Genomic DNA, 20,880 nt, shown 5'->3' with positions numbered 1-20,880 from the left:
GCACTGTTCGACGGGCGTATCCCGACGAATCCTGAGACGATGCAGAAGTGACTTCCGTGGGCGTGGCACGCGAGCAACTCGAAGGGCTGGCCCGACGATGGGGCGTCGCGACGAGCTACGTCGGCTGGGACGAACTCGACCATCCCGTGAGTACGGAGACCATCATCGCGATCCTCGACTCGCTCGGTGTCGCGGCGACGACGGAACAGGAGATCGCGGCTGCCCACACCGACCTCGACGAGTCGCCGTGGCGCGCGATGGTCCCACCGGTGACCGTCGCCGTCGAGGGGGCAGCTGCGAGTTTCGCCGTCCACGTGCCGCATTGGAATGCGGTCGAGGTCTGGATCGTCACCGAGGCCGGGGCCACGATGTACCCGGACCAGGTCGACCTGTGGGTGGATCCGCGGGAAATCGACGGCACGGTGATCGGCCGGGCGACGTTCGAGGTGCCACCCGACCTGGAGATCGGCTATCACACGGTGCGCGCCCACGACCCGGCGACCGGCCGCCGGGCGCAGGCCCCGCTGATCGTCACGCCGCGACGGCTTTCCACCGCCGACCGCCTCCTGGACAGCCAGCGATGGGGACTGGCAGTCCAGCTCTACTCGGTACGGTCGGCGGCGTCGTGGGGCGTCGGCGACTTCGCGGATCTCGCCGAGATCTGCGCCGTCGCGGGCAGCACCTACGGAGCCGACTTCGTCCAGGTCAACCCCCTGCACGCCGCGCAGCCCCACGCGCCGATCGAGGCCTCGCCGTACCTGCCCGTGACGCGACGATTCGTCAATCCGCTCTACGTCCGGGTGACCGACATCCCGGAGACCGAGGAACTCGGCAAGCGGTCCCGGAAACTCGTCCGCTCCCTTGCGCGCAACTTCTTCGATGACAATCTGTCGACCGAGAAGATCAAGCGCAACAAGGCGTTCCGTGCAAAGATGGCCGTGCTCGAACTCATCCATGCGGTGCCGTTGTCGGCGGCGAGGGCGGCGGAGTACCGAGCGTTCCGCGAGCGGGAGGGCAAGGGGCTGCGCCGGTTTGCGACCTGGTGTGCGTTCGCCGAGAAATACGGGACCGACGGCCCGCAGTGGTCCGGCAAGCTTCGCGACAAGGAGTTCGTCAAGCGGAAGAGACGCCAACTCGCCGACCGGGTCGAGTTCTTCACCTGGCTGCAGTGGATCTGCGACGAGCAACTCGCCGCGGCCCAACATGCCGCGCTGTCGGCGGGGATGAGCATAGGGGTTGTCGCGGACCTGGCCGTCGGCGTGGCCCGGCACGGTGCGGACGTGTGGACGCTGGGTGACGTGCTCGCACGCGGCGCCACCGTCGGCGCGCCGCCGGACGGCTTCAATCAGCAGGGCCAGGGCTGGGACCAGCCGCCCTGGCATCCGGTCCGACTCGCCGAGGCCGGCTACCGGCCATATCGCGACATGCTCCGCACCGTGCTCCGGCACGCGGGCGGACTCCGGGTCGATCACATCCTCGGCCTGTTCCGACTCTGGTGGATACCCGACGGCAAGGGACCCGCCGACGGCACCTACGTCCACTACGACCACGACGCGCTGATCGGCATCCTGGCGCTCGAGGCCGAGCGGGCCGGGGCCGTCGTCATCGGTGAGGACCTCGGCGTCTTCGAACGGCATGTGCAGGAGGCACTCACGCAGCGTGGGATTCTCGGGACGTCGATCCTCTGGTTCGAGCACGGGCCCGACGGTCCGGTACCGCCCGAGGAGTACCGCGAGCTCTGCCTGACGTCCGTGACGACCCATGACCTGCCGCCGACGGTCGGTTACCTCGCCGGTGACCACATCGACCTGCGCTCACGCCTGGGTCTGTTGGAGACGGGGGAGGAGGCCGAACGTGCGCGGGACGAGCACGACCGCGACGCGGTGCTGGCGATGGCACGTCGCCGTGGGCTCCTCGACGATGATGTCCCGCTGACGGATCGACGTACCGTCGAGGCGCTGCACCGGCTGGTTGCGCAGACGCCGTCGGTGCTGCTGGGTGTGGCCCTCGTCGACGCGGTGGGGGAGCGTCGTATCCAGAACCAACCGGGAACCGGCGCAGCGCAATATCCGAACTGGTGCATCCCGCTTGCCGACGATGAGGGCAAGGTCGTCCTGGTCGAAGATCTCGGAGGCAACGCCCGCTTCGCCGACCTCGTCCGCGCGCTCGCCGAGGAAGGCGTCGGCGACCCGGACGGCCCCGATCGGCGGGACGACGAGCCGGGCACGGGCGTCTAGCTCACGTCCAGCCCGGAGAGGTCGACCGCCGGACCGCGATGACGGTCAGGATCAACGCGAGCAGTGCGAGGGCGGCCACGGCGATGTTGAACACGACGCCCGACGTCCGCAGACCCCAGTGTGCCGCGGCGATGCCCTCGCCGACGATCGGCAGTGAGATGGCGACGTAGGCGACCACGAAGTAGGTCGAGGTGACCTCGGCACGCCGATCGACCGGGCTGGCCGCGACCACCGCGGCCAGGCCCTTGCTGAACGAGAGCCCTTGTCCGACACCGCAGACGACGGCCCCGATCACGAGCGCGACGAATGAGGTCGCCAGCAGACCGACGATCAGGATCACCATCCCGACGACGAGGATCGCGCACCCGACGACCAGTGCGCGTTCCGTCGAGAACCCGCGTCCCACGATCTGCGTGAGGGCCGACGACAGGAACAGCAGGGCGACGACGATGCCGGCCACCGCATGGCTGTCGATACCCAGCACATGCGAGATGAACGATGGCGTCACCCCGGTGAATGTGCCCATCACCGCGAACCCGGCGAAGGCGGCGATGGCTGCCCGCACGAACACCCCACGGACCTCGGGCGGTACGGACAGCCGCTGGACGGACAGCCTCGCCCCGGGGCGCACCCGGACCGGCTCCCGGATCAGCCAGATACCGACGAGGACCGGTAGGAGCAGGACGAGATCGACCGCGAACGGAAGATGCAGCGGTGCCGGTGCGAACTGGGCGAGCAGACCCGCGATGAGCGGGCCGAGGCCGAGGCCGCCGATGTTGGCCGCCGTGGCGATGGCCGGTGCCCTGGGACGCCATCGCGCCGGAGCCAGTTCGATCACCGCGGCGGTGGCGGCTCCGGCGTAGATCCCGGCCGACAGCCCGGACAACACGCGTCCGATCATCAGCTGCCAGACGGGGCCCGCGGTGATGAACACGATCGCGCTGGCCACCGAGAACAGGGCCCCCGCCGCGAGCAGCGGTTTGCGGCCGACGACATCGGACCAGCGGCCGAAGACGATCAGCGCGGCGATCACCCCGGCGGCGTAGATACCGAAGATCACCGTCGTCGTGGTCACGCCGAACCCGAGTTCGCCCGAGTAGATCGCGTAGAGCGGGGTCGGCAGCGTGGTCCCGAGCATCACCACCGCGAAGGCGAAGACCGTCGCGGCGAAGGCCTTTCCGGTCGCGGCGGTGCGCGGGACATGATCCGCGTCGTCGTCGGCGGTCGGTGTCGGGCGGCGTCGCGGCATACCTCTACCCAGCGTCATCACCCCGGTCACTATTCCTCATGATCGGCTCGTTCACCGGTCACGCCGGATGAGCGAGTACCGCACCGTGTCGCCCTGGAACGTGGTCGTGTCCTGCTGGTACATGACGTGCTCACCCGGCCGGGGAGTGACGAAGGTGAGTTTCCACCTCGGCGGCGGTTGCGGCTGTGGCCATTCGCGGAAGTGATAGTTGATCCGCCAGCGCAGACCCCATCCGCCCTCGGCGATCTCCCGCGTGACCCGTCGACGCAGCCCGGTACTGAGGGAGAACTCCTCCTCGAGCCGGCAGTGGCAGTAGTAGGCGATCTCGCCGACCTCGCCCTCCAGTTGCATCCGTTGGCCGCGCACAAAGGGCCGGATGCCGGTCGCCAACGTGTACATCTGCGCCTCGGTCGCCCAGTTGGTGCCGATCACCGGCTCACCGCGCATCGTCTGCACCGACCACTCGCCCAGCAGGATCACGAGCAGCGACACGACGCCGACGACCGTCGCCCGCCGAACCCGTCGCGACTCCTCCTGCAGGATTCCGGTCACCGCCAGCACGCTCGCCACCGAGGGCAGGACGTAGTACCAGTGATACGGCGGCACCCGGCTGACACCCGCAACCACGATGTAGATCGCCGTGGCGCCCAGGTAGTAGGTCGCGGGATGTGTCAGCAGGACATCGACACGTCGACACCGGGACGCCGCGACCACGATCGTCACGATCGCGACAGCGCACATGATGCCGAGGACGACGACACTCGTGCGTGCCGAGGTGACGAAGAGTTCCCAGCCGGAGAAGAACGTGTAGTGCCCCCACGTCCCCGCCTGATTCTGTTTGATCCAGACACTGTCCGGCACGAACGATCCGAGGATCACCCACCGCGCCAGGACATACGCGACGAGAAGGGCCATCGCGGTCGCGGCGGACCGCCACCATCTCCGGTCCCGCACGCACAGGGCCAACAGCAGCGGGAGCATGAAGAACGCGGCGTCGGGACGCAGCATCATGGCCACCGCGGCGCCGATCGCGACGCCCCACTCGACCCCCCGGACCTCGGAGACGATCCCGCGACGCGTGATGCCCCACCAGACGCCGGCGAGCATCGCGGCCGTCCACGAGGTCTCCAGACCGATGCTGGAGATCACCGGCGGCAGGAAACCGATGATCACCGTCAGCAGCACGGGCAACACCGGCCCGCGGCGATACGTGCGCAGGAGGAACGTGCACAGCACGAAGGTCGGTAGGAACTGGGCGAGCGCGAGGGTCATGTCGACCGAATGTCCGGTGGCGATCCAGAACGGCGTCAGATACAGGACATTGAGCGGAGCGGTTGCCGTGTCGGAGAACAGGTCCGGGACCAGACCCCATCCACCGGTCTCGACGAGCGTGCGCACGTAGTCGAGGTAGATGTAGCTGTCGTCGATGATCGGGGTGAATGCCGCGACGACGCACATCACGCCGGCGACCGCCATCGGCACCAGCCAGAACCGGAGGAGATCCGGACTGACCTGCGGACGGTGGGTCACGACGTCAGTATCGCCCGCGAGTGTCGCGCCGCGAAGCGAAACATGCGTGCCAGATGTGGGGGATGTGTACGATGCCTCCTGCGTGACGACCCGGCGTTGGATACGGTCGGTCCATGAGAGGGCCGAATGATCCCCAGCATCGCATGCTCGTCACGACGTCACGAATGCCGTTCGCGGTGGACGAGATCCACAAACTGGGCGAGACCGGCGCCGACGTCACGGCCGCCGACACCTTCGCGGCCTCGCCGGGCAGTCACTCGCGCGGTGCCCGACGGCACATCGAGGTACCGGCTCCGACGCAGCGCACCGAGGACTTCATCACCGCGATTCTCGACGCACTCGACCGGTACGAGATCACCTGGCTCCTGCCGATGTTCGAGGAGGTCTTCTTCCTCGCCGCACATCGCGAGCGGCTCGCCGCCGGGCGAGGCGACCTCGAGTTGTTCTTCCCGTCGTTCGACACGCTCGCGAAGGTGCACGACAAGGTGACCTTCGCCGCGCTGTGTCGCGATCTCGGGTTGCCGGTCGCGGAGTCGATCACCGCCACCTCCGACGACGAGCTCGTCGCCGCGGTCGGGCACTGGGATTCCTGGTTCGCCCGGGCGGCATTCGGGCGCGGTGGACTCGACGTGGCGACGAACGCCGGTCCGCTCGCCGGCGAGACCGGCGTGGACGAGATCCATCCGACTCCCGATGATCCGTGGCTCGTGCAGCAGTACCTCACCGGCGTCGACCGCTGCAGCTGGAGCGTCGTCCACCACGGCGAAGTGGTGCTGCACTCGTGCTACGAACACCCCCTGGCGATCGACAATCGCGGTGGCATCGTGTTCGAGTCGGTCGATTCGCCCGAATCCTTGGAGACCGCCCGCACCGTCGCCCGCGAACTCGACTGGCACGGGCAGCTCAGCTTCGACTACCTCAAGACCGACGACGGCGTCCACCACATGGTCGAGTGCAATCCACGCCCGACCGCCGGCTGCACGGTGGCCACGGCCGACGAGTTCGCGACCGCACTGTTCGATCCGGGTGAGTTGGTGGTCGTGCCGGCCGGACGTAAGAAGGCGATCAAGGCCGCCGTGTTGCGCGACGTCCTCAAGCACCCCAGCCACTTCCGTGCCGACGTGTCGGCGGCGCGTGGGGCGACCGGCGTGTACGACCAGCACCGTGATCATCTGCCGTTGCTGTACTCCGCGCTGTCGCTCCAGCACGTCCTGCACTACCGCGAGGAACTCGGCATCGACCGCAACAAGCGGGAACAACTGATGGCCGCGCAGTTCTTCGACGTGTCCTGGGACGGTTCCGCGATCGCGTGATGCTCGCGCCGCGCCGGAACGCGGCTCCCCACGCAGTCGCGCGACGACCGGCGTGGGGAGTTCGCTGTCAGCCGAGCTTCGCCAACCGGGTCCAGGTGTCGACGACGGTGTCCGGATTCAGCGACATCGATTCGATGCCCTGCTTGAGCAGCCATTCGGCCAGGTCGGCGTGGTCGCTGGGTCCCTGTCCGCAGATCCCCACGTACTTGCCGCGCGCCTTGCACGCCGAAATGGCCGCAGCGAGCATGTGTTTGACGGCCGGGTCGCGTTCGTCGAAGGAGTCCGCGACGAGCGCGGAGTCGCGGTCGAGTCCGAGCGTCAGCTGAGTCATGTCGTTGGAGCCGATGGAGAAGCCGTCGAAGTGATCGAGGAAGGCGTCGGCGATGACCGCGTTGGACGGCACCTCGCACATCATGATGACCTCGAGTCCGTTCTCGCCGCGGCGGAGGCCATGCGCGTCGAGCAGGGCGATCACTCCCTCCGCTTCGGCGAGCGTGCGGACGAACGGGATCATGATCTTGACGTTGGTCAGGCCCATCTCGTCGCGGACGTACTTCAGTGCGGCACATTCCATGGCGAAGCAGTCGGCGAAGTCCTTGGAGAGGTATCGCGACGCCCCGCGGTAGCCGATCATCGGGTTCTCTTCGTCGGGCTCGTAGAGCTCACCGCCGACCAACTTCGCGTACTCGTTGGACTTGAAGTCCGACATCCGCACGATCACCGGTTGGGGCGCGAATGCCGCGGCAATCGTCGCGACCCCCTCGGCCACCCGGTCGACGAAGAACTCGCGGGCACTCGGATACGCCGCGATCGCTTCACCGATCTGGTCCTTCAGCGGTCCGTCCAGGGTGTCGAAATCGAGCAGGGCCTTGGGGTGAATCCCGATCTGGCGGTTGATCACGAATTCCAGTCGCGCCAGTCCGACACCGTTGTTCGGCAGGCGGGAGAACGCGAAGGCCTGCTCGGGGGTGCCGACGTTCATCATGATCTTGGTGCCGATCTCGGGCATCGCCTCGATCGACGATTCGGTGACGTCGAAATCCAGCAATCCGTCATACACGTAACCGGTGTCACCCTGCGCGCACGAGACGGTCACCTCGCGGCCGGCTTCGAGTGACCGGGTGGCCCCACCGGAACCGACGACCGCGGGGATGCCCAGCTCGCGGGCGATGATCGCCGCGTGACAGGTACGACCGCCGCGGTTGGTCACGATCGCGCTGGCGCGCTTCATGATCGGCTCCCAGTCGGGGTCGGTCATATCCGCCACGAGCACCTCGCCGACCTGGAACTCGTGCATCTGCTCCACCGACTCCAGCACCCGGACCGCGCCGGCGCCGATACGTGCACCGATCGCTCGGCCCTCGACCAGCACCGGGCCGGTCTCGTTCAGCCGGAAGCGCTGCTGGCCGGTGACCGCGGCCCGCGACTGCACGGTCTCCGGGCGGGCCTGCAGGATGTACAGCTCGCCGTCGACACCGTCCTTGCCCCACTCGATGTCCATCGGTCGTCCATAGTGTTCCTCGATCAGCAGCGCTTGACGCGCGAGCGCCTCGACCTCGGCGTCCGTCAGGCTCAGCAGTCGCCGGTCGGCCGGATCGACGTCGACGAACTCGGTCGTGCGGCCCACCGAGCGGTCGGTGGTGTAGACCATCTTGGTCGCCTTCGACCCGATGCCGCGCTTGAGCACCGCGGGACGGCCCGCACGCAGCGCAGGCTTGTAGACGTAGAACTCGTCGGGATTCACCGCACCCTGCACGACAGCCTCCCCGAGACCGTACGAGGAGGTCACGAACACGGCGTCGGGGAAACCCGACTCGGTGTCGATGGTGAACATGACCCCCGACGTGCCGATGTCGGAGCGCACCATCTGCTGTACACCCGCCGAGAGGGCGACGGCATCGTGGTCGAAGTCGTGATGCACCCGGTAGGCGATGGCGCGATCGTTGTACAACGACGCGAAGACCTCACGCATCGCCTGCACGATCGCATCGATCCCACGCACGTTGAGGAACGTCTCCTGCTGGCCGGCGAACGAGGCGTCCGGAAGGTCCTCGGCGGTCGCACTGGACCGCACGGCGAACGACGCCTCGTCCGAGCCGCCCGACAGCTCCGCGAACGCCGTCCGGATGTCCGACTCGAGATCCGAGGGGAACGGCTGATCCATGACCGCCGCACGGATCTCCCGGCCTGCCTCGGCCAGCGCCTGGACGTCGTCGGTGTCGAGGTCGGCGAGGCGCGCACTGATCCGGCCGGCGAGGCTGGTGCCGGCAGAGCCGGGTTGGTTCATGAATCGGCGGTACGCGTCGGCGGTCGTCGCGAAACCGTTGGGGACCCGGACCCCCACGTCGGTGAGATTGCGGACCATCTCCCCGAGGGACGCGTTCTTGCCGCCGACCTGATCGAGGTCGGCGAGGCCGAGGTCGGCGAACCACCGGACGTTGCTGTTCATGAAACGGACTCCTCAGTGTGCGGGGTGGGTCCTGCGAGCGAGCACTTGCAGGATGAGTGTGGACATCTCTTCGACGGATTTCGCAGACGAATCGATGATGGGCAGGTTGTGTGCGCGGTAGAGGGCTTCGGCGCGCTTGAGCTCGAAGGTGCACTGGCGCAAGGACGCATACGTCGAGTCCGGGCGGCGCTCTGTGCGGACAGCGCTGAGTCGGGCAGCGCTGGTCATGAGTCCGAAGCAGCGGTCGGCGAGGTGCTGGATCGGGCGTGGCAGGTCCGTGCTCGTGAAGTCGTCGTCGATCAGCGGGTAGTTCGCGACGCGCAGACCGTGCTGCAGGGCGAGGTACATCGTCGTCGGGGTCTTGCCGCAGCGTGACGGCGCCACGAGGATCACATCGGCCTTGTCCAGCGAGCGAACACTCTGCCCGTCGTCATGCTCGATCGCATACTCGACGGCCTGCATACGCGCGTTGTACCGCTTGACGTCACCGACGCCGTGGAGACGCGCTGGTGTTCGGGCGCCACGCGCCCCGAGGATGGCTTCGACCTGCTGCATGTGCATGTCGAAGAAATCGATGAGGGGTGCGCGGGTCTTGGCCAGCTCGATACGCACGTCGTCGAGCGCGGCGGTCGCGAAGACGAGCGGAGTCACACCGCGGTCCATCGTGGCGTCGATGGTGCGCACGACCTCGCGTGCGTCGTCGGGGGTGGTGATGAACGGGATCAGCGTCCGGTCGAACCGATGATCGGGAAAATGCAGCAAGAGCGCGTTTCCCATGGTCTCGGCGCTGATCCCGGTGCTGTCGGAGAGGAAGAAGACCGGGATTGCCTCGCTGCCGTGTTGCTCACTCACCTGGTCGTGTCCTATCGGGTGTGCGTCTCAGGTCTCTATCGTTGCTCAACCGGTGTGCAGGTTCTCGGGCAGGTCTCGTTCCTGGCCGTTCGCCGTACGTTCACGTCATGCCGGGCGACGACGCTCGCCCTGCCAGGCGCTGGACGACGGGTCAGTGAAAATGGAGGTTCCCCTGTCCCGTGCGCTGCGCTAAGTTACTGTGTCAGTCAGTCACATCTAACCGGCCGGACGGCGTCGACCCCAGGAGACGAGTATGCAGCCAGACCATGAAGTCGTGATCGTCGGCGCCGGATTCGGTGGATTGGGCGCGGGGATCGAGTTCAAGCGTCTCGGCATCGACGACATCGCCATCCTCGAACGCGAGGACGACCTCGGTGGCACGTGGCACGTGAATCATTACCCGGGCCTTGCCGTCGACATCGCGTCGGTCACCTACTCGTACTCGTTCGAGCCGAACCCGCACTGGTCGCGACTGTTCGCCCCCGGCGCGGAGCTCAAACGCTATGCGGACCATGTCGCCGACAAGTACGACCTGAAGCGGCACATGGAGTTCTCCACCATCGTCGAACGCGCGGAATGGGATGCGGCCGAACGGCTCTGGCGTGTCCATATCGCCGACGGTGGTGTCCGGACCTGCCGCTACCTCGTGACCGCCACCGGGTTCCTCTCGCAGCCTTACACGCCTGACTTCCCCGGGATCGACTCGTTCGCCGGCAGGATAATCCACACGACGGCGTGGGAGGACGGCCACGACTTCGCCGGAGAGCGTGTCGCGATCATCGGCACTGGCGCCACGGCGGTCCAGCTCATTCCCGAGATCGCTGCGCAGGCAGAGCAACTCACGGTGTTCCAGCGGACGCCGATCTGGGTCGTCCCGAAGCTCGACTTCCCGATTCCGTCGGCGGTGAGAAGGGTCTTCGAGCGTGTCCCGCTGACCCAGCGGGTCGCGCGACTGGTCAACACGTCGTTGCTCGAGGCGCTGATGGTGTTCGGTGTGCTGCACTTCAAACAGGCCAAACCCGGCAACCGTGTCGCGGCCCTGATCGCCAAGGCCCATCTGCGTACCCAGGTGCGTGATGCGCGGACGCGTCGCGCGCTGACGCCGTCCTATGACTTCGGCTGCAAGCGACCGACGTTCTCCAACAGCTACTTCCGCACCTTCAACAAGCCGAACACCACATTGCAGACCTCCTCGATCGAGCGCGTGGAGCCGGGCGGCATCGTGACCGCCGACGGCACCACCATCGGCGTCGACACCCTCGTCCTCGCCACCGGCTTCAACCTGTGGGACGTCAACTTCCCGGCGTTCGCCATCACCGGGCGTGACGGCCGGGACCTGGGGAAGTGGTGGCGGGACAACCGGTTCCAGGCCTACGAGGGCATCACCGTGCCGCGGTTCCCGAATCTCCTGTCGCTCAACAGTCCGTATTCGTACAGCGGTCTGTCGTACTTCACGACGATCGAGGGACAGATGAAGCACATCCGCCGGCTGTTCGGTGAGCTCCGTCGGCGGGGCGGATCGACGTTCGAGGTGACCGAGCAGGCCAACGACGATTTCCTCGAGAAGGTGACCGATCGGCTGCAGTCGTCGGTCTTCTACAACGGGAACTGCGCGACGGCCCGCAGCTATTACTTCAACCAGCACGGTGAGGCGGCGCTTCTACGTCCCACGTCGACGCTGTCGACGCTGCGGGAGATGGAGCGGTTCCCCCTCGACGCCTATTCCTATCGCTGACCGCGACGACGGATCATCACACCGGTTCGAGGAGTTCCGGACCGTTGTTGGCCACGCGATTGACCAGGGGGGCGACCTCGCGGATGTCGATGGCGTCCGCGACCGCCTCGGTGGGCGGGGAGAACAGTTCGCCCGGGGCGGTGTGGTCGGGGTCGAGCCAGGCGTCCCAGTTGTCGTAGGGCATGACCAGGGGCATCCGGTCGTGCACCTCGCGGAGGTGCCCGACGGCGTCGGTTGTCAGGATCGAGCAGCTGAGCAGGGGATCGGCATCCTTCGGTGCGTCCTTGGGCCGCCACACCGACCACAGACCGGCCATGAACAGCCGGGTGCCGTCGTGCGGTGACATGAAGAACGGGACCTTCGTGGGTTTGCCCTTGTCGTCGTTCGGCCCCTTCTTCCACTCGTACCAGCCGTCCATCGGGACCAGGCATCGCTTGGACTTCACCGAGGTGCGAAACGAGCTCTTCTCCGCGGCGCTCTCGGCACGCGCGTTGAACAGCAGCGGCCCCTTGCCGATCTCCTTCGCCCACGGCGGCACGAGGCCCCATCGCATGGCGCGGATCCGCAGGGCCGGGTCGTCGTCGGGATGATCGTGGGAGTGGCGTCGTACCACGGTCATCACCGTCGTCGTCGGTGCGACGTTGTAGTTCGGGCCGGGGGAGCGGGGCGTGCCGTCGGCGGTGTCCTTCTCGGTCCTCGACCCACCGTCATCGTCGCCGCTGCCTGCGATGTCCCTGCCCGGGTTGTCCCTGCCTGGTTTGTCCCTGCCTGGTTTGTCCCTGCCTGGTTTGTCCCTGCCTGGTTTGTCGCTGCCTGGTTTGTCGCTGCTCGGGTCGAGGGGGACGGGCACCTCGTTGATCGCGTCGATCTCGGCGGCGAGCTTCGCCGGATCGGTGGTCACCGCATAACGTCCGCACATACGACCATGCTGTCACGACCTCGATGGGGACGTCGTGACCGTGCGGTCGACGGTCCGGACGGTCGGGTGGTGGCCAGGCGGTCCTCACACGGCGATGTCGGCGACCACGGCGTGCGTGACCGCGACCAGATCCGCGGGTGCGAGTTCGACCTCGAGGCCGCGTCGGCCTGCACTGCAACAGATCCGCGGCCAGACGAGAGCCGAGGAGTCGACGACCGTGGGCAGAGTGGTGCGCTGGCCGATCGGCGACACCCCGCCGAACACGTAGCCGGTTGCCCGTGTCACCGCCTTCTCCGGCGCCATGTGCGCCTTCCCGGCGATGGGGACGACCGACGACGCGGCCGCGGCGACGGCCTTCAGCGAGAGCTTGCGTGGCACCGGGACGACGGCCACCACGAGCGAGCTCCCGACCTCGACGACGAGCGTCTTCAGGACCTGCTCGGGGCTGACCCCGATGCTCGTCTGCAGGGCCGCGACGGCCTCGTCGCCGTACGACTCGTTGCGAGGATCGTGGACGTACCGATGCACCGTGTGCGCGACGCCCGCCTTCTCGAGGGCGGACAGTGCCGGGGTCGCGGCCATGGGCCGTCCTTCCTGGTCGTCGTCGGCGTGCGCCTCTGCGGACGCCGACGGTCGGAACATTTGTCGTGGTTTGTCTGTTGAGGGGATTGACGTCGACGCCGGTGACCCCGGTTGTCGCAGCCACCACCCGACGACTCGAAGGAAGGTCGATCAGCCTGATGACCAGCACCGGCTTGCTCGAACCCACTTCAGCGGTTCTCGACGAGTTCACCGACCGGCCCGCAACCCGATCACGATCCACATCGGTAAGCTTGACCGACAGCGGAAACCCGGCTCCGGATCCCCGATGGGTCATGCCGGCACCGAACACCGTTTCCGCCGACGCCGTCACCGAAGGGATCGTAGTGGTCGAACCCGAGTCACGAGATGAGACGCCGGACGAGAGTGCCGAGTTGTCGAGCACCTCGTCGCATCAGGCATCCGGTGCCGGCTCGCAGGCACCCAGCCGCACCGATCCGGGGGAATCGCCCGAGCAGCTCACCGAGCGTTTCGAACGGGATGCTCTGCCGCTGCTCGACCAGATGTACGGCGCGGCGCTGCGGATGACCCGCAACCCGGCCGATGCCGAGGATCTGGTGCAGGAGACCTACGTGAAGGCGTTCTCCGCCTTCCGGTCGTTCCGTGAGGGCACCAACCTGAAGGCGTGGCTGTACCGCATCCTCACCAACACCTACATCAACGGCTACCGCAAGAAGCAGCGTCAGCCCGCGCAGTACCCCACCGACGAGATCACCGATTGGCAGCTCGCCGCGACAGCCGAGCATACGTCGACCGGTCTGCGGTCGGCGGAGATCGAGGCGCTGGAGGCGCTGCCGGACGATGACATCAAGGCAGCCCTGCAGGAACTGCCCGAGGACTTCCGTATGGCGGTGTACTACGCCGACGTGGAGGGCCTGCCCTACAAGGAGATCGCCGAGATCATGGACACCCCGATCGGCACCGTCATGTCCCGTCTGCATCGCGGTCGCCGTCAGTTGCGTGAACTGCTGGCCGACGTCGCCCGTGAGCGCGGTTTCAACCGGTCGTCGACGAGCGAGGTGGCGCGATGAGTGACATGCGTTCCCCGGAGCCCGGCTCCGGCGCCGATGACCCCGAGTTCACCCAGCTCGACTGCTCGGCGGTGCTCGCCGATGTCTGGCTGCTGCTCGACGACGAGTGCGACTCCGGTGCGCGCTCGCGCCTGCAGGGCCACCTCGACAACTGTCCGTCGTGCCTGGCGCATTACGGCATCGAACAGCAACTGAAAACCCTGATCAATCGGAAGTGCGGTGGCGACCAGGCGCCCCAGGGGCTGCGCGAACGGCTTCGGATCGAGATCCGGAAGACCGTGATCGTGCGCGAGGCCGGTCGCTGAACTCAGAGTCGCCGAGCAGAAAACGTCGAGAGCATCCACGTCCGTCGAGGAGCGGATGCTCTCGACGTCTGTAGTGGATGCTCTCGATGATGTCCCGGGTTCTCGACGCCGAAACGTCGACGTCCCGGAACGGTGCTCGCGACTGCTGAGTCGGAACTCAGGAGTTCGGACGCTTGCCGTGATTGGCAGCGTTCTTCTTACGAGCGCGCTTCTTGCGTCCGCGCTTACCCATGATGGTCTCCTTCGTGCTGATGTGCGTCGTCCAGTGTCCCACGTGCGCCCCACCGGACTCCAATCCGGTCGTCCGGCCGCACACCGGTGGGCTAGGTTATGACCATGGCTGAAGACGTCGTGGCAGAGATCGTGGCGAGTGTCCTGGAGGTGCGGGCGTCCGCCGGTCAACAGGTCGACGTCGGCGACACCCTCTTTCTGCTCGAGTCGATGAAGATGGAGATCCCTGTCCTCGCAGAGGAACCCGGCACCCTGGCCGACGTCAAGGTGAAGGTGGGCGACGTCATCCAGGCCGGCGACATCATCGCCGTCTACGAATAGCCGCTCGCCGATGGTGCCGACGACCTCATCGCCTGTCGGCGGCTGACGGCCACCCCGCGACATGTCGACTCTGGCCGATCTCCTCGCCGAACACACCACCCTCTCCGACGCCGCGGCAGCGCAACTGCAGCGGCTCGTGGCCGAGTGGCAGTTGCTCGCCGATCTGTCGTTCGCCGATTTCCTGATGTCGGTGCGTACCGAGGACGGCGACATCGTCACCGTCGCGCAGTGTCGTCCGAATACCGCGTCGACCGTCTTCCCCAGCGACGAGGTCGGGGTGGCCCGCACCGGGCGTGGCGCCGACCACTCGGTCGACCCTCAGCTCGAACGGGCGTTCGCGGCCGATCGTGTGCTGCGCGACGAAGACCCGAAATGGCTCGGCACGGTGGCCATCCGCCGCGAGGCGGTACCGGTCGGATTCGCCGGCACCGACGACGGAGTGATCGCAGTGTTGACCCGAGCCGTCGACCTCACCCATCCGCGCCTGCCGTCGCCGCTCGAACTGGCCTATCAGGACTCGGCGAACGACCTGTGCCAGATGGTCGCCGACGGCACCTTCCCCCACCAGGAGGGCAATCCGCGCGGCCTGTCGACGCCGCGGGCGGGGGACGGGTTCGTGCGGGTCGACGAGCACGGGATGGTGGTCTATGCGAGTCCGAACGCGTTGTCGGCGTTCCATCGGATGGGGTGGACGGCCGAACTGACCCACACCAGGTTGTCCGAGGTGGCGTCGTCGCTGTTGACCGATCCGTTCGAGTCCGACGACGTCGCGACGATGATCGATGCCGCCGCCGGCCGGAGCGTGGTGCCGGAAGGGCCGTATCGGGACGTCGGCATGCGGATGGAGGCGGACGCCCGACGCGCAACGGTCCTGATCCGTGCGGTACCGCTGCGTCCACGCGGGGTCAGCACCGGTGCTGTCGTGCTGATCCGCGATGTCACCGAGGTCAAGCGACGCGATCTGGCACTCATCAGCAAGGACGCGACCATCCGGGAGATCCATCATCGGGTCAAGAACAACCTGCAGTCGGTGTCGGCGCTGCTGCGCCTGCAGGCGCGCCGCACCAGCAATCCGGAGGCGCGGGGCGCGCTCACCGAGGCGGTGCGACGGGTCGCATCGATCGCCCTCGTGCACGAGTTGCTGTCCGGCAGCGTCGACGAAGAGGTCGACCTGGACGAGGTGGTCGATCGACTGGTGCCGATCCTCGTCGACGTCGCATCAGGGGACACCACCGTCCGGGTGCGACACCGCGATCGGCTCGGTGTGCTCTCCGCCGAACTGGCGATGCCGCTCGTGATGGTGCTCACCGAACTCATCCAGAACGCCATCGAGCACGGGTTCGACGCATCGACGACAGACAGCGAGATCGAACTCGTCGCCGACCGGGATGTTCGTCAGATGCGTATCACCGTGCGTGACAACGGTTCCGGACTTCCCGAAGGATTCGACATCACGAACTCGGACAGACTCGGGCTGCAGATCGTGCAGACCCTCGTGTCGATCGAGCTCGGCGGCACGCTCACGATGGGCCACGCGACGACGGGCCGTGGTACCGAGGTGAGTGTCGTCATACCGCTGCGCTGAGCAGCGGCATCATGTCGCCACGGGCCCGAGAATGGCCGGGGCACCGAATGTCTCGGATGTGATGTCCTGATCACGCTGTCGCACTTGGCGAATCATCGTGACGATCTCGAACACGGCAGCATCGCAATGTCTGTGGGCTGCACAGACGAAGAGACCCGGCCGGGGCCGGGTCTCTTCGTGGTCGCCGTTGCGACTTCGGGTCTGTGGCCCCTCTTAGACGCTGCTCCGCGTCCGCGTGCGCGCGGTGCGCCGCTTGAGCGCGCGTCGCTCGTCTTCGCTCATGCCGCCCCACACGCCTGCGTCCTGGCCGGACTCGAGTGCCCACGAGAGGCATTCGGCCGTGACGGGGCAGCGGGCGCAGACGAGCTTCGCATCAGCGATCTGTGCGATGGCCGGGCCGCTGGTCCCCACTGGGAAGAACAGTTCCGGATCTTCGTCGCGACAGATTGCTTTGTGACGCCAGTCCATTCCTTCTCCTTCAGGTGCTTGACGCACCACTCGACAACTCCAATGTCTGTGTTTTGGGGCTGTAACCGCTAGTTCACGCGGACCCACCGAATGTTTCCGCACTGTTGCTTGTGAATACTTTCACGAATCCAGGCGAAGTCAATGGTGTTCCGTTGACACGTGTGCAATATCACTGTTCTGTAACCCCTCCGAGGAGGGGGTGGTTGCACTCGGTTGCGCACCGATGTATTAGTCTACCTGCTTTGCTGTATCTGTGTAGAGCAGTTTTCCCAGGTCGCCAAATAAATTCCCTGGTGGTGTCGGAGCCATCCGGACTATCGTGTGAGGCATGCCACGACTTCCCTGTTGATCCTCGTCACACCGGCTGACCGCGGCGGCCTCTGTCGGTGCCCTTGCCGAGGACGCCATTCCTCTCTATCCGCTGTACGCGGTCATGTTCGCCGATCCCGATGTCGCCGGTGCCGGTCTCTCGGCAGCGCAGATCTCGTTGCTGTTCGTCCTCTGGTCGCTGTGTTCGTTCGTCTTCGAGATCCCGACCGGGATGCTGGCCGATCGATGTCCCCGCCGCCGGCTGCTCGTCGCCGGGCCTCTGGTCACCGGTGCCGGATTCGCGCTCTGGACCTGGTGGCCGTCGTACGGGGCGTTCGCCGCCGGATTCGTGCTGTGGTCTCTGGGTTCGTCGCTGCGTTCGGGAAGTCTGCAGGCCCTGCTGTTCGACACCCTCACGGCGCGGGGCGACTCCCTGCGATATGCCGCACTTGCCGGACGCGTCCGCGCGATGGGCGCCTGCGGGGTGCTCCTGGGTACGGCGCTCGCCGCACCGCTCGCGGCGTGGGGCGGCTACGAGGCGGCCGGCGCCGCAAGTCTGGTGTCGTGCGGGATATGCGCGCTCGCGTCGGTAGCGCTCCCGGAGGACGCACCGCCGGGTCGATCACCGCCGCGTGAATCCCCACCCCGGGACGGCCCTGCTCGGGGGGCGGATTCGGCAGTCGAGGGTGCACCCGGCCTGGCCGTTGTCGTCGGGATGCTGTGGCGGCGGCACTCCCTGCGGCGGGGCGTCGTGCTCCTGGTGGCGCTGACGTGGGTGGCCGCTCTCGATGAATACCTGCCGTTGCTGGCGGAAGAGATGTGGTCAGGGGAGATGTCGCCGGAAACCGGGGCCGCGTCCGGGGTGGCGGCGTTGATGGTGGTCGTCGCCATCGGAGACATCGGTGGTGGCGTCGCCGCCGGGCGGACCGTGACCGCAGGCCTGAATCCACGCCGGCTCGCGCGATGGCTGACCGCGGGGGCGGTGGCCCTCGCGGTCGGCGCACTGATCGGTCATCCCGTCGGAATCCTGTTGGTGGCGTTCGCTTTCGGCGTGTTCGGCTGGTCCATGGTGATGGTCGACGCGGCGATGCAGCAGCGCGTGCCGTCGAACGCTCGCGCGACGGTCACATCCGTCGTCGGAGTGGGTGAGGAGATGGTGGCGATCGCCGCCTACGGCGCCTGGGCGCTCGGCTCCGGCTGGCTGCCGCCGACCGCCCTCTTCGCGATCGCCGCGGTGCCCTACGTGGTGGTCAGCGTCGTGCTGAGACTGTCGGCGCCGGGCGCGACCACCGCGAGGGCGTCGGCACGGTGACCGAAATCCACGGCCACATGGGCGCCGATGTAGTCGCCGTCCATCTGCACATCGATGGGTTCGTCGGCGCGGAACCGTACCCACTCGACATCGTCGTCGCGATAGAGGTGGCCGCCCTTCGGTGTCCGATGGGTCAGCAACCGTGCGGCCAACGGCAGATTGCGGGCCACCCCTGTCGACGTCGCCGCGAACAGACCCAGCCGGGTGTCGAAACCCGTCGTGGGGTTGGTGCGGATCTCGTAGTCGCCGAAGTAGGTCCACGGACTGGTGTTGCTGACGAAGCCGAACTGCACGCCCGGGATCGGCTCGTGGTCGGGTACCTCGACCGTGAACGACGCCTTGTTCGTAGCGTTGCGCAGGAACGACGCCACCGTGGTCCGGAAGTAGCGGGCCGGTGTGGCCGGCTTGCCGGCGTGTCGTTTGTCCTCCATGGCGTGGACGACGACGGCGTCCATCCCCATTCCGGTGTTGAACAGGAACCAGCGGTCCTGAGTGTGCCCGAGGCCGATGCGACGGCACTGCCCGGACTCGAGCAGACCGATGATCTGGCCCGTCGCGGCGAGCGGATCGGCCAGGATGCCCAGGGTGCGGGCGAACACGTTGGCACTGCCCCCGGGGATGACACCCAGGCCGGGCACGGTGCGCGAGGGATCGGGCACCTGATCGGGCGGACCGAGGATTCCGTTCACCGCCTCGTTCACGGATCCGTCGCCGCCGTGCACGAGGACCACGTCGACCCCCTCGGCGACCGCCCGACGCGCCAGCTCGCCCGCATGTCCGCGGTGCGTGGTGTGCTCGACGTCAAGACTGAAGCGTGAACTCAGGGTGTGCGCCAGCGCGTCACGGCCTGCCGGGGTGGTGGCCGTCGCGAACGGGTTGACGATGAGCATGACGCGCACGAGACCCCACGATATGGGGTGCCCGCCTGTGACGTGCATCCACCCGCCGACGTCGTCGTGGGATCGGCTGTCCCGGAGCGGCCCGGTGGAGCGCCGGACGGTGAGTCCGCACCGGGAGGTGGCCGGGGCCGACCGGCACCGACTCCTCCGGCACCCATAGTCTGGGGCGGTGAGCAAGAAGGGTGACGACGTCGCGGCCGGCGGCGATCGGGACGAGTCCACCGACGCGGCCGCGGTACCCACGACCATCCGCGTGGCGGGTGCGGTGACCGCTCTGGAGGGCGCGATCGCGGCCATCGTCGCGATCGTGCTGGCCATCCGGGAGGCGGCCGGGCACCGTGAGGCATTCATCAGCGGGTACGGCACCGCGGCCTGGTTCGGGATCATCGGGGGCGGCGTTCTGATCGGCGGCCTCGCCCTGGTGACCGGCCGACGATGGGGGCGTGCGATCGCAGTCGTCGCTCAGATCCTGCTGCTGCCCGTGGCCTACGCTCTGCTCACCGACAGTCATCAACCGTGGTTCGGCATCCCTCTCGCAATCGCGGCCGTCGCGGTGCTCGTCCTGATCTTCAGTCCGGCATCGACCCGCTGGCTGGTGGGGGAATACACCACCGACGATCCGACCGACACCGGTTCGCGGCCGCGCCGACGCTGATCGACGCCGGCGTTTGCCGCCTCGGGGCGGTAACCCCGACGTCCGCGGCGATCGGTCGTAGAGTGTTGCCATGACCCGCATGCTGGCCATCGCGAATCAAAAGGGTGGGGTTGCCAAGACCACGACCGTCGCGTCCGTCGGCGCGGCACTCGCCGACCTCGATGTCTCGGTTCTCGTCGTCGATCTCGATCCTCAAGGCTGTCTTACGTTTTCACTCGGCCGCGATCCCGATCAGCTCGAGGCGTCGGTGCACGACGTCCTCCTCGGGGAGGAGGAGATCGCCGACGTCCTACTCGACACCGACGACAACGTGACCCTGCTGCCGGCGACGATCGACCTCGCCGGTGCCGAGGCGTTGTTGTTGATGCGGCCCGGCCGGGAGTACGCGCTCAAGCGCGCGCTCGCCGAGGTCGCCGAGGACTACGACGTCATCCTCATCGACTGCCCGCCGTCGCTGGGGGTGCTCACCCTCAACGGTCTGACCGCCGCCGACGAGGTGGTGGTGCCGCTGCAGTGCGAGACCCTCGCGCATCGCGGGGTGGGTCAGTTGCTCCGGACGGTCAACGAGATCCAGCAGATCACCAATCCGGGGCTGGCCACGCTCGGCGCGATCGCGACGCTGTTCGACGCGCGCACGACCCACAGCCGCGACGTCCTGTCGGACGTGTCGGACCGCTACGACCTGCCGGTGCTCGATCCGCCGATCCCGCGGACGGTCCGTTTCGCCGAGGCGTCGGCGTCCGGGACGTCGGTCATGCGGGGCCGGAAGAACAAGGGCGCCACCGCATATCGTGAACTCGCCGAGAACCTGTGGAAGCACTGGGAGGCCGGCAGGCCGGTCCGGACGTTCGAACCGGTCTGACCCGGACCGCAGCGGCAG

Annotated in this window: 19 protein-coding genes; 10 read left to right on the top strand and 9 right to left on the bottom strand. The window is 67.3% G+C overall.

Going from position 1 to position 20,880, the window contains the following annotated elements; translation table 11 throughout:
* Window positions 1-47 precede the first annotated feature (47 nt).
* On the top strand, window positions 48-2,237 hold the full coding sequence (malQ, locus tag QSJ19_RS20415) for a 4-alpha-glucanotransferase (RefSeq protein WP_286322830.1): 2,190 nt from the start codon (window positions 48-50) through the stop codon (window positions 2,235-2,237).
* A 1-nt stretch (window position 2,238) separates the two neighbouring features.
* Here malQ and QSJ19_RS20410 read toward each other — a convergent pair whose 3' ends face one another.
* Together QSJ19_RS20410 and QSJ19_RS20405 are read right to left on the bottom strand one after the other, a co-directional pair.
* The gene (locus tag QSJ19_RS20410) at window positions 2,239-3,504 is read right to left on the bottom strand and encodes an MFS transporter (protein ID WP_286322829.1); all 1,266 of its coding nucleotides are present in this window, start codon (window positions 3,502-3,504) and stop codon (window positions 2,239-2,241) included.
* Between the two features lie 33 nt (window positions 3,505-3,537).
* Window positions 3,538-5,016, bottom strand: a complete 1,479-nt coding sequence (locus QSJ19_RS20405) for a hypothetical protein (protein ID WP_286322828.1) — start codon at window positions 5,014-5,016, stop codon at window positions 3,538-3,540.
* 113 nt (window positions 5,017-5,129) lie between these two features.
* Between QSJ19_RS20405 and QSJ19_RS20400 the strand changes: the two genes are divergently transcribed.
* Window positions 5,130-6,329: an ATP-grasp domain-containing protein gene (locus tag QSJ19_RS20400; RefSeq protein ID WP_286322827.1), complete on the top strand. Its 1,200-nt coding sequence runs from the start codon at window positions 5,130-5,132 to the stop codon at window positions 6,327-6,329.
* Between the two features lie 67 nt (window positions 6,330-6,396).
* Here QSJ19_RS20400 and ppsA read toward each other — a convergent pair whose 3' ends face one another.
* Together ppsA and QSJ19_RS20390 are read right to left on the bottom strand one after the other, a co-directional pair.
* A complete protein-coding gene (gene ppsA, locus QSJ19_RS20395) occupies window positions 6,397-8,778 on the bottom strand; it encodes a phosphoenolpyruvate synthase (protein ID WP_286322826.1) in 2,382 nt (793 codons plus the stop codon).
* Window positions 8,779-8,790: 12 nt separating this feature from the next.
* Window positions 8,791-9,630, bottom strand: a complete 840-nt coding sequence (locus QSJ19_RS20390) for a pyruvate, water dikinase regulatory protein (protein ID WP_286322825.1) — start codon at window positions 9,628-9,630, stop codon at window positions 8,791-8,793.
* A gap of 253 nt (window positions 9,631-9,883) precedes the next feature.
* On the opposite strand from QSJ19_RS20390, the gene QSJ19_RS20385 reads away from it, so the two are divergent.
* Window positions 9,884-11,365: a flavin-containing monooxygenase gene (locus QSJ19_RS20385; protein WP_286322824.1), complete on the top strand. Its 1,482-nt coding sequence runs from the start codon at window positions 9,884-9,886 to the stop codon at window positions 11,363-11,365.
* A gap of 16 nt (window positions 11,366-11,381) precedes the next feature.
* On the opposite strand, the gene QSJ19_RS20380 is transcribed toward QSJ19_RS20385, so the two are convergent.
* Window positions 11,382-12,284, bottom strand: coding sequence for an SOS response-associated peptidase (locus QSJ19_RS20380; RefSeq protein WP_286322823.1), 903 nt, complete (start codon window positions 12,282-12,284; stop codon window positions 11,382-11,384).
* Between the two features lie 84 nt (window positions 12,285-12,368).
* A complete protein-coding gene (locus tag QSJ19_RS20375; RefSeq protein ID WP_286322822.1) occupies window positions 12,369-12,866 on the bottom strand; it encodes an aminoacyl-tRNA deacylase in 498 nt (165 codons plus the stop codon).
* Between the two features lie 293 nt (window positions 12,867-13,159).
* Here QSJ19_RS20375 and QSJ19_RS20370 point away from each other — a divergent pair, with 293 nt between their 5' ends.
* Together QSJ19_RS20370 and rsrA are read left to right on the top strand one after the other, a co-directional pair.
* Window positions 13,160-13,915: a sigma-70 family RNA polymerase sigma factor gene (locus QSJ19_RS20370; RefSeq protein WP_286322860.1), complete on the top strand. Its 756-nt coding sequence runs from the start codon at window positions 13,160-13,162 to the stop codon at window positions 13,913-13,915.
* Between the two features lie 5 nt (window positions 13,916-13,920).
* A complete protein-coding gene (rsrA, locus tag QSJ19_RS20365; RefSeq protein WP_502876291.1) occupies window positions 13,921-14,220 on the top strand; it encodes a mycothiol system anti-sigma-R factor in 300 nt (99 codons plus the stop codon).
* Window positions 14,221-14,377: 157 nt separating this feature from the next.
* Here rsrA and QSJ19_RS27050 read toward each other — a convergent pair whose 3' ends face one another.
* On the bottom strand, window positions 14,378-14,452 hold the full coding sequence (locus tag QSJ19_RS27050; RefSeq protein ID WP_370452957.1) for a 50S ribosomal protein bL37: 75 nt from the start codon (window positions 14,450-14,452) through the stop codon (window positions 14,378-14,380).
* Window positions 14,453-14,556: 104 nt separating this feature from the next.
* On the opposite strand from QSJ19_RS27050, the gene QSJ19_RS20360 reads away from it, so the two are divergent.
* Both QSJ19_RS20360 and QSJ19_RS20355 read left to right on the top strand, forming a co-directional pair.
* A complete protein-coding gene (locus QSJ19_RS20360) occupies window positions 14,557-14,772 on the top strand; it encodes a biotin/lipoyl-binding carrier protein (protein ID WP_286322820.1) in 216 nt (71 codons plus the stop codon).
* Window positions 14,773-14,833: 61 nt separating this feature from the next.
* Complete coding sequence (locus tag QSJ19_RS20355; RefSeq protein WP_286322819.1) at window positions 14,834-16,357, top strand: sensor histidine kinase; 1,524 nt, start codon at window positions 14,834-14,836, stop codon at window positions 16,355-16,357.
* A 213-nt stretch (window positions 16,358-16,570) separates the two neighbouring features.
* Here the strand turns inward: QSJ19_RS20355 and QSJ19_RS20350 are convergent, their stop codons facing one another.
* Window positions 16,571-16,825: a WhiB family transcriptional regulator gene (locus tag QSJ19_RS20350; protein ID WP_005170735.1), complete on the bottom strand. Its 255-nt coding sequence runs from the start codon at window positions 16,823-16,825 to the stop codon at window positions 16,571-16,573.
* A 433-nt stretch (window positions 16,826-17,258) separates the two neighbouring features.
* Between QSJ19_RS20350 and QSJ19_RS20345 the strand changes: the two genes are divergently transcribed.
* Window positions 17,259-18,446, top strand: a complete 1,188-nt coding sequence (locus QSJ19_RS20345; protein WP_286322818.1) for an MFS transporter — start codon at window positions 17,259-17,261, stop codon at window positions 18,444-18,446.
* On the opposite strand, the gene QSJ19_RS20340 is transcribed toward QSJ19_RS20345, so the two are convergent.
* Entirely contained in the window at window positions 18,374-19,345 is a 972-nt protein-coding gene (locus tag QSJ19_RS20340) for a diacylglycerol/lipid kinase family protein (RefSeq protein ID WP_286322817.1), read from the bottom strand. The two genes, QSJ19_RS20345 and QSJ19_RS20340, sit on opposite strands and share 73 nt — an antisense overlap.
* A 169-nt stretch (window positions 19,346-19,514) precedes the next feature.
* Here QSJ19_RS20340 and QSJ19_RS20335 point away from each other — a divergent pair, with 169 nt between their 5' ends.
* Window positions 19,515-20,000 (top strand): hypothetical protein, encoded by a 486-nt coding sequence (locus QSJ19_RS20335; RefSeq protein WP_502876288.1) that lies wholly within the window; start codon window positions 19,515-19,517, stop codon window positions 19,998-20,000.
* A 70-nt stretch (window positions 20,001-20,070) separates the two neighbouring features.
* Entirely contained in the window at window positions 20,071-20,862 is a 792-nt protein-coding gene (locus QSJ19_RS20330; RefSeq protein ID WP_286322816.1) for a ParA family protein, read from the top strand.
* Window positions 20,863-20,880 lie beyond the last annotated feature (18 nt).

The sequence above is a fragment of the Gordonia sp. ABSL11-1 genome, assembly GCF_030315685.1.
Classification (GTDB): Bacteria; Actinomycetota; Actinomycetes; order Mycobacteriales; family Mycobacteriaceae; genus Gordonia.
The sequence above is the reverse complement of the archived record's forward strand: the minus strand, read 5'-3'. Positions and strand labels throughout refer to the sequence as shown.